Below are 12,919 nucleotides of genomic sequence, written 5' to 3'. Positions count from 1 at the left end.
ATCGGAGGGGCGGACCAACCCCATAATACTTATTTATCATTATGAGGTGTTGACCTTAAGATTGGCATATTCGGGCTATTATACCGCCTTATTGCCAGGTTCTTGGGGCAAGGTTCCGTCTTCGGCATCGCGGGCGGTGGCAATCCAGGCTGCGCAGAATAAGGTGAGACGGGCAAAAAAGTAGAAAAAAGCCATTAAGCCAATAACGGAACCGAAAGCGGCACCGGACGGTGAACTGGCAAGGCGTGGCAGCATCATGGTCATTACGAACTTGATTATCTCAAAGCCGATAGCGGCAACCAGAGTGCCCCGTAGCAGGGCTTTTTTCTTCGGTTTATGCCGTGGCAGAATCCAGAATATCCACAAAAATAACAAATAGTTAGCGGCGATAGAAATCGACAGTGCAATCAGTGTCATGGCGGGCCGCAACCAATCAATGCCCTCCAGCCCTAATGCCTCGACAATTGCAGACTGTGCCGCACCGGCGATCGATGTCAGCGAGAGAGTGATAATCAGCGCCACAACTAACCCGATGAGCGAAATAAAGTCGCGTCCATAGCGGTAATAGAATTTTTCCTGATCCCGTGGGTTACGCTCCCACACATCCCGTGACTGGGCGCGAATCGCTTCGCGCAAATTGCCCATCCAACTGACACCGGAATAAAGAGCGATCGCTAAGCCACTCAACCCGACGGTGGTACGCTGCTGAATGGCGGTATTTACCGTGTTTTTAAGTGTGGTCGCTAACGTTGGGTCACTGATGGTATTAACAATTTTATTAATTAATTCAGCCAATAAGTCAGGATTCGAGGCCAACACAAAACCGACAGCGGCAAAAGAAACCATTAAAATAGGGATCAGCGACAGAAATGAAAAATAAGTAATAGCCGCACCGAACTGGCTACCCATCCGGTCATTAAAGCGATCCGTGGCACGGATAATATGAGCGACAAAGGGATAAGCTGCCACACGGTTACTTAACCGTGTCATAGAGGAAATGGCTTTTTTGCCGGTTTCAATCCCAGCGGTCAGTGGCGCTGAGTTGTCTTTTGATGCGTTCGGCATAACTCTCCTTAATTACGTTAATCCATGCCTTATATAGATGATTATTATATAAAATATAGCATAAAATGGTGGATTATCTGTTGATGATAGCAGAGTTAGGGACTATCACAAATCGAGGGTATCCATTTGAACCGCGTTTTGTTCCTTGTTATGCGAGTTATAAGTCAACAGCAGTATGAAATATCTTACCATGACTAATAATATGCTTTTCTTCCTAATTAATATTAGGATAAATATTAGAGTAAAATCCTAAAAATGAAAATATTTTCATAAATATAAGTGTTGTTTTTTAAATAAAACCAAAAATTAACGATCTGTTTTTCAATTATTGGAATATTCTTATTTTTCATGTTAATAGATATTATTTTTATTTACTTAAATGCAGTTGTATATTTTTAAAACGATAATTTAAAGCTGTTAGCTAAGTTTTTATTTTATTTTTAAGGAAAACTCCTACGTGCAAGGTGATGCTATCTCATATTACATGAACCTGTAAGTAAATAGACTGACCGGCACGATAGGATTAATTTATTTCTTGGAATTAAACCTCGCGATTGAATAAAAGTAATGCAACCCAAAACGAGAGATAGAAACAGATCAGCGATCTGTTCTATTTAAATTATTTTTTGTCAAAATCTAGGTTATTACCATGAAAAAAATCAGAACGACCTTGTCACCAAGCTTTAGAAAAACGCTGTTGGCCAGTGTACTGGTATCGCTGCTAACTCCGCTTTATAGCTGGGCGGCGCAAACTGTCAGTATTACTGATGGGAGTTCTGTTGAAATTTCAGGTGAGTACGGCACCGACAGCGACAATCTATCTCCGGTCGTCGTGCAAGGATCCACCAGTGTGGTCACTGGCGATGCAGATGTCACTATCCATACCACGGGCCGTGCCGCTAATGGTGCTAATGTCACTAACGGTGGCACTCTGAACCTGAATGGAGCCGTTATCAAGACTGACGGAGTGGTGGCGAGAGGTATCAATAATAGTAAAAGCACGGTCAATTTACAGGGGGGGGCGGTGACGACGGCTGGCTCCTCCGCTTACGGTGTTTCTTCGACGGGTTTGGGTAGCCGTACTGATATTAATGGCACTGTGATCTCCACCAGTGGCATATCAGCTTATGGTATTTCGGGTTCTGGCGGTACCCAATTGACGGTAAATAACACCACACTTAATGCCAGTGGCAGTGGTAGCTATGGTATTTTTTTGAGCAGTATTGGTAGCACGTTAAGTGGCTCGAATAACACCATAAATAACACCAGTACGGCCAGTGGTATCGGGGTTTATATTGATAATGGGGGTGTCCATGCCACCTTAGATAACACCACGATTAATATGGACAATGCCTCTACGGGGGTCAGTGTTGGCCAGGATTCATCTATTGTCATGGATGGCCTTAATGTTACTGGTAATATTCTTCAGGTTTTCAACATTAACGGCAAAGCCACTGTCAGCAATGCTGATATCGAGTTAGCTTCTGGTGGCGTATTGCGGGCGATAGGCAACAGTCTGAGTAAAGCCATCACGGTATTAAATGACGTCAATGCCGTGTCTAACAGCGGTAATACGGTAATGATTGACGTGAATTCGAACTCTGATGTCACGTTAAATGGCGGTTCTTATCATACCAAAGGCAGTGATGCGACGGGGGTTTGGATTACCGACAGCGCCTCATCGTTCAAGGCTAAGGATACTGTGATTATCACCGAAGGGGATAATGCGACGGCGATTGATAACCGTGGTACGGCCGTTGTGGAAAATACCACTACGATCACCAAAGGGAACAACGCGGATGGTATCTATTCTGAACGGATTTTTGATGCCAGCAATATGACCATTTCAACCGCGGGAGTTGCCAGCATTGGTGCTGCTGCGGCGCGTGGCGGAAACCTTAATCTGACTGGTGCGACGATTGACACTACCGGTGACCTCGGCATAGTTCTTGGCACGTTTGCTGGTTCATCTATCAATGCCAAGAATGTCACTGCGACATCAACGGGTGTTGGTGCTTATGCTTTGTGGACTGATATTCGCGGTTCTATCACGCTGAAAGATAGCCAAATTACCACCACGGGTATGGACGCGAGTGGGATTTATGCCACAGCCAGTGATGTGGTTTATAGTAAGGTTACGTTGGATAACACCCAGATTATCAGTGAGAACGGCGCTGGCGTTCACACGGAAGGTGCCAATATCAATGTCAATGTGAACAACGGCTCACAGCTAACCGGCGGAAATGGGTTATTGATTAATGCCAGCACTCACCTTGGGACGATGTCGACTATCAGTAACGTTAATCTCAATGCTGATAATCATTCAACACTGGTCGGTGATATTCTGGCGGAAGAAAATAACAATGCTAGCTTAACATTGACGAATAATTCGGTCTGGACCGGTGCGGCACATAACGCCAAAAGTGTTGAGGTTGATAGCAGCAGTATTTGGCATCTGACCGGTGATGCCGATGTTGAGTCGATGCATATTTTGGGGCAGATGAACTTTATCCCCACCGGCAGTAACCCAAATGCACGAGCTGTGGGTGACAGTTTTAGTACCTTAACCATTAATAGCAATCTTACTGGCAATGGCAGTTTCGTCTTCAATGCGAAATTGGGTGATGACAGTTCACCCGCAGATAGACTGTATGTGACCGGGAGTGCGACCGGTGATCATTATATTTGGGTGGTTAATCAAGGCGGGTTGGGGGCATTAACCACGGGCACAGGGATTAACCTGATTACGGTAGAGGGTGATACCGACTCTGGGCAATTCACCATGAGCAACGCGGTTGTTGCGGGTGCTTATCAGTATTTCTTATACCAGATTGACGATCATCGTTGGAATTTGCAGTCCAATCTAACGCCGGTTGACCCGACAGATCCGGGTGAAATTATTACAACTGACCCAGAAATCCCAGGGGAGGTCATCCCGACTGACCCTGCCCCGTTTGTACCTGAACCTGTCGTACCACCAACCCCTGAAACCGCTTATCGCGGTGAAGTACCGGGGTATATTGCCGCACCGTGGTTAAATGCATTCTACGGTTTTACGACGTTAGGGAGTCTGCATGAGCGTCGTGGTTCAGCGGAAGGGGCGGCGAACGGTTTTAATCAGGATTCTTGGGGCCGGATCAGCGGGCAGCATAATAAGTTTGATGCGGGTCGTTTTAGCTATGACTCAGATATCTGGTTCGTTCAACTGGGCCATGACTTCTATCAAGCTGAAAGTTCCGCTGGAACGCAGGCTACCGCTGGTGTGCTGATTACGCTGGGTAAACAGGAAACTGACACGCAAGATAAGGCGCGGGCTGTGCGCCCAGAGTTGTCGGTGAATACCGGTAAGATTAAAACCGATGCTTATGGGCTGGGCGGTTATTACACTTTAATGACGCAACAAGGTGGCTATATCGATGTTGTCGGTCAGGGGACGTTATATCGCAACAGTTATCAGAGCCAATATGATGCCAACCAGAATGGCTATGGTGTGGCGATGTCTGCCGAGGTGGGTCAGGTGTATCCAATCGCGGGCAGCTGGAAAGTAGAACCGCAGGGGCAGTTAAAGTACCAATATCTGAACTTGAACAGCTTTAATGATGAGATTTCAGGCGTAAATGGTACCTCCTACTCTGTGGGTCAGGTACGTGCCGGAGTACGGGTGTTCAGTGAAGGGACTAAACCGCAGGCGATTAAACCTTATCTGTCGACCGATGTGGTGTCCCAGTTAGGTAAAAACCCTAAGGTCACGGTTGATACAGTGAGCCTACGTCCTGAATTCAGTAAAACTTACTGGCAGGGTGGTGCGGGTGTCACCGCTAAAGTGAACAGCAACGTTGATATCTATGCCGATGTGAAATACCAAAGAGCCTTTGATGGCAACATGGATGGCTACGCCGGTAATCTGGGTGTGAAAGTGAGCTTCTAAATCTCGACAGTGGTCAACGGTTTATCATCAGGCCAGAGCTTAGTTTTGGCCTTTTTGATCACCTGACTCAAATCAGAGGTTGTAATAAAAAAGGCCATGAACCCTGCGGTCCATAGCCTTTAAAGGTCTTTTACCTGACCTTAGCGCATCGTCACAAATTCTTCGGCGGCAGTGGGGTGGATAGCGACAGTGTTGTCGAAATCTTTCTTGGTCGCGCCCATTTTCACGGCGACTGCAAACCCTTGCAGGATTTCATCCATACCGAAACCAATACCATGGATACCAACCACCTTCTCTTCCGCACCCACGCAGACTAACTTCATCCGGCATGGCTGGCGGTGTTGAGTCACTGCGCTGTACATCGCGGTGAATGAAGATGTGTACACTTTCACCTGGCTGTCGCCAAACTTCTCGCGGGCTTGCGGCTCAGTCAGGCCAATAGTGCCAATAGGCGGATGGCTGAACACCACGGTCGGGATATTGCTGTAATCCAGATGCTCATCCGGTTTGTTATTGAACAAGCGCTCAGACAAACGGCGGCCCGCAGCGACAGCCACCGGTGTCAGTTCGATCGCACCGGTATTATCGCCAACGGCATAGAGACCTTTGACGTTAGTGTTCTGGAACTTATCAACCTCGATATAGCCTTTTTCATTGGTTTTGACACCGCTGGCAGGCAGATTCAGGTTATCGGTTGCAGGTTCACGGCCGATGGCCCAAATCAGTTGGTCGACCGTCACTTCGGTACTGTTTTCCAATTGCAGCGTCAGGCTGCCATCGGCATTTTTGATGACCGCTTTCGGCACCGCTTCAGTATGCAGTTTTGGCCCTTCGGTATTCATGACTTCCAGCAGCGTTTCCACAATCAACGGATCAAAAGTACGCAGTGGCGCATGCTTGCGAACAAACAGGTGCGTCTCTGTCCCTAACCCATTGAGAACACCCGCGATTTCTACCGCGATATAACCGGCACCCACGATGGCAACCCGTTTTGGCATCTGGTCCAATTCGAAGAAACCATCGGAGTCGATACCATACTCAGCACCAGGAATATCGGGATGGCTTGGGCGGCCACCGGTGGCGATCAGGATGTGATCTGCGGTAATTTTCTCGCCGTTAACCTCCACGGTATGCGCATCAACAAAACGTGCGAAACCATGAATAACATCCACTTTATTATTGCCTAAGCCACGCTCATAAGACTGATGGATACGATCGATGTAAGCAGTACGGTTAGCAATCAGTTTTTTCCAATCGAAATGGTTCACTGTGGTATCGAAACCGTAATCCGGGCCATACAAATGAATCGCTTCCGCAATTTGCGCGGCATGCCACATCACTTTTTTCGGCACACAACCCACGTTTACACAGGTGCCACCGAGCTGCTTCGCTTCGATTAGCGCACACTTTTTGCCATACATGGCAGCCCGGTTGATCGACGCGATCCCACCACTGCCACCGCCAATTGCCAGATAATCGTAATGTTTGGTCATCAGTGTCGTTTCCAAGTCGTTTAAAGTTTGTCTAACAGTTTAACGTCTGACAGTGTTTTGTGCATCAATGGCTCTGATAGGCATTAGCATTATTCCGGAACTACCCACTTCACCAGCGTATGACCATGACCGGAGGGGACCAAGACTTTATGCAGCCACGGCAACAGCGTGTTCATTTGCTGTTCCAGTTTCCACGGTGGGTTAATGACAATCATGCCAGATGCAGTCATACCATGTTGGTCGCTGTCCGGGCGCACTGCCAGTTCAATTTGCAAAATGCGGCGGATGCCCGTGGCTTCCAAATCTCGCAACATGCGTTTGATTTGCTGACGTAAAACCACCGGATACCATAATGCATAGGTACCGGTTGCAAAGCGTTTATAACCTTCCTGAATACCTTTAACCACGTCTTGATAATCGGTTTTCATTTCATACGGCGGATCGATCAGAATGAAACCACGACGTGACTGCGGTGGTAACTGCGATTTAAGTTGTTGATAACCATCGGCTCGTTGCACTTTGGCCCGCTCATCTTTGGCAAACTCATTGCGCAGCAGCGGATAATCGCTAGGGTGCAGTTCGGTCAGATGGATTTTGTCATCTTCACGCAATAAATGGCGCGCAATTAAGGGGGAACCGGGGTAATAACGCAGTTTCTCGCCACGGTTAAAATAATTGATAACACTCATATACGGGGCTAAATCAGCCGGTAAATCATCGCGTTGCCATAATTGGCCGATACCTTCAAGGTATTCACCGGTGCGCTCGGCATGCTCGCCGCTTAACTGATAGCGACCGGCCCCGGCGTGGGTATCCAGGTAAAGCAACGGTTTTTCTTTCTCTTTCAAAGACTCAATAATCAAGCTCTGAACGGTATGTTTAAGAACGTCGGCATGGTTGCCAGCGTGAAAACTATGGCGGTAACTCAACATAGTGTTTTTATGTTTCCCTGTGCTATCTTGATTTCTATTAAAATCAGTAACTTAAATAAATTAATCACTGTATATTGTTCCAGTGCTTTTTGCTGTTTTCTCATTCTTGCGGTAAACTGTGGATCACGTGGTGAGTCACGTGAAAACAGGAACACTATACTATGGCGTCCAGTATAAACCGTCTTACCGATAAAAAGTTAAAAGCACTGTCAGCAGCAAGCAATGATAAAGAGCATACCCTATCTGATGGCGGCGGGCTGATGATTCGCGTCAGCAAGAACGGTGCTATCAGCTGGTTCTATCAGTATAGGCTTGATGGACGGGGTTCAAGTATCAACAGACCAAATCTAGGCCGCTATCCCGACATCTCGCTAAGCAAAGCGCGTGAACTGCGTGATCAGTGCCGTAAGTGGCTGGCTGAGGGGCGAGATCCGCAACGTATGCTTAAACTTGATAGAGAATCCACACTAAAGCCTGTAACTGTCAAGGATGCGTTAGAATATTGGTTAACTGAATATGTTGACGGTAATCTTGTTAACGCCACTCGATATAGAGAAAGATTCGATATTCATGTTTATCCATATATTGGTGAAATGGCTCTTGCTGATTGTGAAACCCATTATTGGTTAAAATGCCTTGCCCGGACAAAGAAAAAAGCCCCCAGTGTTGCTGGAATGATTTTACAAATGTCTCAACAGGCTTTTAAGTTTTGTCGTATTCGTCGTTATGCTATTTGTCACGAGCTTGACGGATTAACCATGCAAGATATTGGCGTAAAAATTAATAAGCGGAAGAGAGTCTTATCCAATAAAGAATTAACTGATTTGCTGGTGGCAATAAAAAGTGATTTCTTTTCGCCATTTTATCAAAACATGTTTTATCTATTAACGGTTTTTGGGTCGCGTACAGTTGAAGTGCGATTATCTGAATGTAGTGAGTGGGACTTAAAAGATAAAATATGGACAGTCCCCGAAGCGCATAGCAAGACAAGTGAGAAAATTATTAGGCCAATACCTGAAAGTATCTACCCATTAATTAAAAGACTGACAAAAGAAAATAAGAAGTCAGGTTATTTACTCGGAGAATTAAAAGAGAATACCGCAGTTAGTTCTACTGGAGGCCGTATTTGTGAGCGACTGGGTCATTCAGAACGATGGCGCTTACATGACCTACGCCGCACCTTCTCCACCGGTATGAATGATTTGGGTATTCCTCCCCATATTGTGGAATTGCTGCTAGGTCACTCGCTTGGTGGTGTTATGGCAGTATACAACCGTAGTCAGTATCTGCCTGAGAAACTGGACGCACTGAACAAGTGGATTGAGCGGCTAGATGTGCTGGCCGGTAATCATAAAAACGTTGTTATTTTAAAGGTTGGTGAAAAATGAGCAATGCATATCCAGAAAACACACCGAAATTATTAATAGATTTCTATGAGTCAGACTACGCATTCGACATTAGCACTGGCAGCGGTTCGATTACCACGAGAGATGTTATTGGTTTATTAATATTTGATGATAGTGTTAGGCATATATCTAACGCATTGGTAAAACGATTTTTAAAATATGAAAATACAGATATTAAGTTATTAACTTTTTCAATTATGGTGTCGGAAGCCTCAAAAGGCCCTAATGGATGGGAGTCCTTAACGCCAACAGAGCAGAAAGAAAAAATAAGTAGAATAAGAAAATTGGCTACTGAATTAAGTAGTGAAGTAAATGGCACTCCTTTTGATAAGGCGATAAGTACATTTATTGATGATAAACTACTTGATAATCATTATCATAATGGTCTTAAGTATTTAACCAGAAAATACTTAGACAGTTCTAAATCAGAAAACAAAGATCTAGATGTTGAGCATGCTTTTTTTTCATTGGTTGGATATTCGCAAGCTAAATTACCTTCACTTTTAGAGTCATTTGCGAATAAAGATATGATTCCTGATATTAATCCTATTCTTAAAAGAAAAACCAATCCAAGGAGATTATTTTTTATTAGAAGTCTGTCTAGATATTTTAAAAAACAATTTGGCACCAATTTGTATAATATAACAGCAGTCATTAGCAGCGCTGTACTTAAAGAAGCTGTAACTATTGATGATGTTAGATCCGCAATGAAATGATGTTTTGAGCGTTGGTTATCACTCCACATTGGTAAATAAGACATATAAAAATGCACCTTATATCCAATGTGGATATTTTCATCAAAGAACATGCGTTAAGCACAGCGTGCTTTATTTTGATAGAATAACAATGCAATAATCATGATATTTAGAATGTATTAATAATTTATTTAAAACCAATTATATAATCCTTTCCGATTAAGAATAATAGCCTCACAAAGCATTAAAACAGTGGAGGCAGCATGATTACGAATCACTTCAACCCTACCCCAGAACAGCGCCGTGTTGTTCTTGCCGAATATGCTGAACCTTATGATCGCCTCGTGCGTGAAAAGGAACGTCAGCGCATTACTTCTATTTCCCGCTCAACTGCATGGCTTCTTGAGAATGAAGGCCGGTTCCCTGCCCGTAAGCCTCTTGGCCGCAATTCATGTGCGTGGTTGCTCAGTGACTTACTTTGCTGGGTTCGTAACCCTCCAGCGGTAAATAACGTTAATACTCCATGTGGTCGCAAGTCTGCTTAATTAAGGCCTGAAATATGAAACTTCAAGAAACTGGCAATAGCCGGGGCGGATACCCCTACGCCCAAAACATGGTGAACGGTATTAACGAAATTCGTCGTAACGTTATTTGTGGTGACTGGTCAGCCGTTAATAATCGCGTTTGCACATTAACGGATTTAGGCTTGCGTCATAACGGTCAGGGGCTGGTCTGGCTACGTTCTGGTGTGCCAGTCCGTGAAGCTGATAGCGATACTGGGTTCAGTGGTAAAGCGAAGGTATCCCATGGGTACCATGAGTCGCTATGTCCATCACGTCCTGCAGATAACAAGGGCTTCATCCGTGGCGTCCACTCTCATAAAGTTGATGGTTATTGCCTGAATATCCTCACCAGCAGCCCGTCATGGATTGAGTACTGGCATCGGCGGGATGGTAAGGCTCTTTCTACTTTCGCCGTTCAGGTACTCACTAATGAGCGTCAGGAAGCCTTCGACGATTGGGTCATTTATCGCAGCCCGGCGCAGCCAGATAAATACACAGTGATTAATACGGTGCGTAATAGCTCGACAGTGAAGGAATATCAGCGTTTGGGCTGGGTATGTGAATCAACGCATGAACTATCGTTGCTGGTTAAGAACGATGCTGAGTTTAGCCGTCTGATGGGCCGGTTGGGTTACGTGAAAATCCGAACCCGCAAAATTACCGGGCGATTCGAAACGTTTTGGGTTTATCGGTCAGCGGAAAAAGGATTATCGGCGACAGAGAAGCAGCCCCTAATTGATGCAAATTATGTGGCAGTGGTTAAGCGTGTTTCTGGTGGTAAGCAAGAGGTATGTGCAGAAGGAGCCCTACCACGCAAGGCCTCAGAGCCATTTGTGCAGGTGTCACACAAGCCTCGATATGGTTATAACGAGGTTGCTGTAGATGGAAAGTTACTTCATGTATACGGCGACCACATTCGTTTACTGACTAAAAAGCGGGTTCGTGTGAATGGTAAGCAGGTTCAGGGCTACACAGCTAAAGGTCTGCGTGTCGAGGTGGTGGCATGATGCTCATAACTCCAGTGGTCAGCCAGAAACGGGCCTTTTCCCTGGCTGGCATCCTGAACCGACTATCTTTGAGCGAGTCGCATACTAAAAACCGCAATTCACCGAGTTTACCGGCCCACAGTAACCTGTTGATTAAGCTTGATTGTCCCGAAACGGAGCAATTAGCTAACTCATTGATTCTTGCACAACCCTGTCGCGCAGGAGGTGGGGAAATCAAAGACGAACAGGGGGTAAGCAATGTCTAGCTTAACCCATCAACGTTTGCAGGAAGTTTTGCACTATTCCCCGGATACAGGCGTTTTTATCTGGCAGTTATCTAATTCTAACCGAGTCCGTATAGGCAGTGTTGCTGGTAGCCCGAACAGCGGCAAATACATCCTGATTTCGATAGATCGCAAGAGTTATCCTGCTCACCGTTTGGCTTGGTTTTATGTCAACGGTAAATGGCCTGATAACGAAATTGACCATATCAATGGTGCCAAGACTGACAATCGTATCTGCAATCTGCGTCAAGCTACTCATGCAGAGAATTGCCGCAATCGCTCAATGAAAAAAACTAATACATCTGGTGTTAAGGGGGTGAGTCGGGAAGGAAAAATAAACAAATGGAGGGCTGAGTGTATGGTCAATGGAAAACAGCACCGCGTAGGTTTATTCACGAACCTCTCCGAAGCAGAGAAAACCGTCAGGCAATTTCGTGAAATACACCACGGGGAATTTGCTAACCACGGAATCGGCGTGGAGAGCAAAAGCCATGCGTAAACTTCTCAACGTTAAACCGGATAATTATTCCGGTTCACCTGAACATTACCGTTACTCAGGTTCGGCAGTCATTCAAAACGGATGTAACAACGAAAATCAGCAAGTTATAACGTGCAGTCAACTTTCACCATTGGTGGGAGTTAAACTAAATCAGCAGATTACAGGCAAAGAAAAGGGTAGCATTCACAGTGCTACCCTTCGGGATTACTCAGATGGTTCTGATTTGGATTTCTTGCGCTGGCGGCGTTTGATCTCACTCTGCGCTACGTTAACGATGGCCTTGATATTTTCCCCTGCCTTCGTACCGATCTCTTCGATACGAGCTAGTGCTTCTAGTGCGCCATTGAGGTTGGACAGCAACTTATTTTCATCGCTCTCTTTGAGTTGGCGGCGGGCTATCTCATCTTGCATAGCTGTAACGATAAAACCGGCATTACTTTCACCGTCCATTTTTACCGCTTCCATACCATCCATTACATCGTGTGGAATGCGAATGGATATTTGTTTTGATTTGTCGTTAACCGTATTTGTTGCCATGTTCAGCACCTTAAATAAAACGTGTGATTCAGTATACATGAAATCAAATCACACAAAACACTTGATGTGTGATTCATTTGATTGTAATTTAAATCACACCCTATCCACAGATAAGGCACAGGCAGTACACAAAATAACGAAGCCCAGCAGTGCGCTAACACTAACCGGGCCTCTTACCACCAACGATAGATTGAGTATCGAGGTAGCTATGTTAAATCATACCCCAACTCGCTTTAAATTTCTCTTTCTCGCCGTGTGCCGTTCTGACCTGAACGCCAAGCCGCACCGTGAATCTGTAACCGCCCATTCTGAACAAGACGCCCGCCGCTCTCTGGCCGGTCAGTTCGTACTTTCCTTTGCTGGTCGTCTGCCGGAGGTCACTCATGGATAAAGAAACCTTTGAAGTCGTGAATCACGCAGAAAACGCACTGGCATACAGTAATCAGGCTATCGCTGTGCTGAATATGTGGATGGACACCCTTACAGCAAACGACAACGACGAAGCCAATCGCGTTGCCGCTGTACACAGTC

At 45.5% G+C, this 12,919-nt stretch carries 12 protein-coding genes; 8 read left to right on the top strand and 4 right to left on the bottom strand.

Annotated elements, in window-relative coordinates; genetic code table 11:
* Positions 1-78: 78 nt before the first annotated feature.
* The gene (gene yhjD / locus AEP37_RS16230; RefSeq protein WP_049614327.1) at positions 79-1,065 is read right to left on the bottom strand and encodes an inner membrane protein YhjD; all 987 of its coding nucleotides are present in this window, start codon (positions 1,063-1,065) and stop codon (positions 79-81) included.
* A gap of 649 nt (positions 1,066-1,714) precedes the next feature.
* Here yhjD and AEP37_RS16225 point away from each other — a divergent pair.
* Positions 1,715-4,993, top strand: coding sequence for an autotransporter outer membrane beta-barrel domain-containing protein (locus AEP37_RS16225; protein ID WP_049614326.1), 3,279 nt, complete (start codon positions 1,715-1,717; stop codon positions 4,991-4,993).
* Between the two features lie 140 nt (positions 4,994-5,133).
* On the opposite strand, the gene gorA is transcribed toward AEP37_RS16225, so the two are convergent.
* Complete coding sequence (gorA, locus tag AEP37_RS16220) at positions 5,134-6,486, bottom strand: glutathione-disulfide reductase (RefSeq protein ID WP_049614325.1); 1,353 nt, start codon at positions 6,484-6,486, stop codon at positions 5,134-5,136.
* A gap of 89 nt (positions 6,487-6,575) precedes the next feature.
* Positions 6,576-7,418, bottom strand: coding sequence for a 23S rRNA (adenine(2030)-N(6))-methyltransferase RlmJ (locus AEP37_RS16215; RefSeq protein ID WP_049614324.1), 843 nt, complete (start codon positions 7,416-7,418; stop codon positions 6,576-6,578).
* Between the two features lie 161 nt (positions 7,419-7,579).
* On the opposite strand from AEP37_RS16215, the gene AEP37_RS16210 reads away from it, so the two are divergent.
* The 6 genes from AEP37_RS16210 to AEP37_RS16185 all read left to right on the top strand — a co-directional run bounded on the left by AEP37_RS16210 (position 7,580) and on the right by AEP37_RS16185 (position 11,851).
* The gene (locus tag AEP37_RS16210) at positions 7,580-8,806 is read left to right on the top strand and encodes a tyrosine-type recombinase/integrase (protein ID WP_049614323.1); all 1,227 of its coding nucleotides are present in this window, start codon (positions 7,580-7,582) and stop codon (positions 8,804-8,806) included.
* Positions 8,803-9,540 (top strand): hypothetical protein, encoded by a 738-nt coding sequence (locus AEP37_RS16205; RefSeq protein ID WP_049614322.1) that lies wholly within the window; start codon positions 8,803-8,805, stop codon positions 9,538-9,540. The genes AEP37_RS16210 and AEP37_RS16205 overlap by 4 nt, the downstream gene beginning before the upstream one ends.
* A gap of 242 nt (positions 9,541-9,782) precedes the next feature.
* Entirely contained in the window at positions 9,783-10,064 is a 282-nt protein-coding gene (locus AEP37_RS16200; RefSeq protein ID WP_049614321.1) for a helix-turn-helix transcriptional regulator, read from the top strand.
* A gap of 14 nt (positions 10,065-10,078) precedes the next feature.
* Positions 10,079-11,089: a hypothetical protein gene (locus tag AEP37_RS16195; RefSeq protein ID WP_049614320.1), complete on the top strand. Its 1,011-nt coding sequence runs from the start codon at positions 10,079-10,081 to the stop codon at positions 11,087-11,089.
* Positions 11,086-11,334: a hypothetical protein gene (locus tag AEP37_RS16190; protein WP_049614319.1), complete on the top strand. Its 249-nt coding sequence runs from the start codon at positions 11,086-11,088 to the stop codon at positions 11,332-11,334. The genes AEP37_RS16195 and AEP37_RS16190 overlap by 4 nt, the downstream gene beginning before the upstream one ends.
* Positions 11,327-11,851 (top strand): HNH endonuclease, encoded by a 525-nt coding sequence (locus AEP37_RS16185; protein ID WP_049614318.1) that lies wholly within the window; start codon positions 11,327-11,329, stop codon positions 11,849-11,851. The genes AEP37_RS16190 and AEP37_RS16185 overlap by 8 nt, the downstream gene beginning before the upstream one ends.
* A gap of 204 nt (positions 11,852-12,055) precedes the next feature.
* On the opposite strand, the gene AEP37_RS26575 is transcribed toward AEP37_RS16185, so the two are convergent.
* Positions 12,056-12,388 carry a YlcI/YnfO family protein gene (locus AEP37_RS26575; RefSeq protein WP_049614317.1) on the bottom strand — a complete coding sequence of 111 codons (333 nt, stop codon included), beginning with the start codon at positions 12,386-12,388 and terminating at the stop codon, positions 12,056-12,058.
* Here AEP37_RS26575 and AEP37_RS27930 point away from each other — a divergent pair.
* Positions 12,339-12,779, top strand: a complete 441-nt coding sequence (locus AEP37_RS27930) for a host cell division inhibitor Icd-like protein (RefSeq protein ID WP_408068340.1) — start codon at positions 12,339-12,341, stop codon at positions 12,777-12,779. The genes AEP37_RS26575 and AEP37_RS27930 overlap by 50 nt on opposite strands.
* The last annotated feature ends 140 nt before the right edge of the window (positions 12,780-12,919 follow it).

Source organism: Yersinia pekkanenii, from assembly GCF_001152565.1.
Lineage (GTDB): Bacteria > Pseudomonadota > Gammaproteobacteria > Enterobacterales > Enterobacteriaceae > Yersinia > Yersinia pekkanenii.
Note: the sequence above shows the minus strand (reverse complement) of the source record. Positions and strands in the feature narration are given on the sequence as shown.

Bases quoted from the DNA above. Each gene is read 5' to 3' on its own strand.
- yhjD (WP_049614327.1), bottom strand. From the start codon at position 1,065: ATGCCGAACGCATCAAAAGACAACTCAGCGCCACTGACCGCTGGGATT.
- AEP37_RS16225 (WP_049614326.1), top strand. From the start codon at position 1,715: ATGAAAAAAATCAGAACGACCTTGTCACCAAGCTTTAGAAAAACGCTG.
- gorA (WP_049614325.1), bottom strand. From the start codon at position 6,486: ATGACCAAACATTACGATTATCTGGCAATTGGCGGTGGCAGTGGTGGG.
- AEP37_RS16215 (WP_049614324.1), bottom strand. From the start codon at position 7,418: ATGTTGAGTTACCGCCATAGTTTTCACGCTGGCAACCATGCCGACGTT.
- AEP37_RS16210 (WP_049614323.1), top strand. From the start codon at position 7,580: ATGGCGTCCAGTATAAACCGTCTTACCGATAAAAAGTTAAAAGCACTG.
- AEP37_RS16205 (WP_049614322.1), top strand. From the start codon at position 8,803: ATGAGCAATGCATATCCAGAAAACACACCGAAATTATTAATAGATTTC.
- AEP37_RS16200 (WP_049614321.1), top strand. From the start codon at position 9,783: ATGATTACGAATCACTTCAACCCTACCCCAGAACAGCGCCGTGTTGTT.
- AEP37_RS16195 (WP_049614320.1), top strand. From the start codon at position 10,079: ATGAAACTTCAAGAAACTGGCAATAGCCGGGGCGGATACCCCTACGCC.
- AEP37_RS16190 (WP_049614319.1), top strand. From the start codon at position 11,086: ATGATGCTCATAACTCCAGTGGTCAGCCAGAAACGGGCCTTTTCCCTG.
- AEP37_RS16185 (WP_049614318.1), top strand. From the start codon at position 11,327: ATGTCTAGCTTAACCCATCAACGTTTGCAGGAAGTTTTGCACTATTCC.
- AEP37_RS27930 (WP_408068340.1), top strand. From the start codon at position 12,339: ATGCGAATGGATATTTGTTTTGATTTGTCGTTAACCGTATTTGTTGCC.
- AEP37_RS26575 (WP_049614317.1), bottom strand. From the start codon at position 12,388: ATGGCAACAAATACGGTTAACGACAAATCAAAACAAATATCCATTCGC.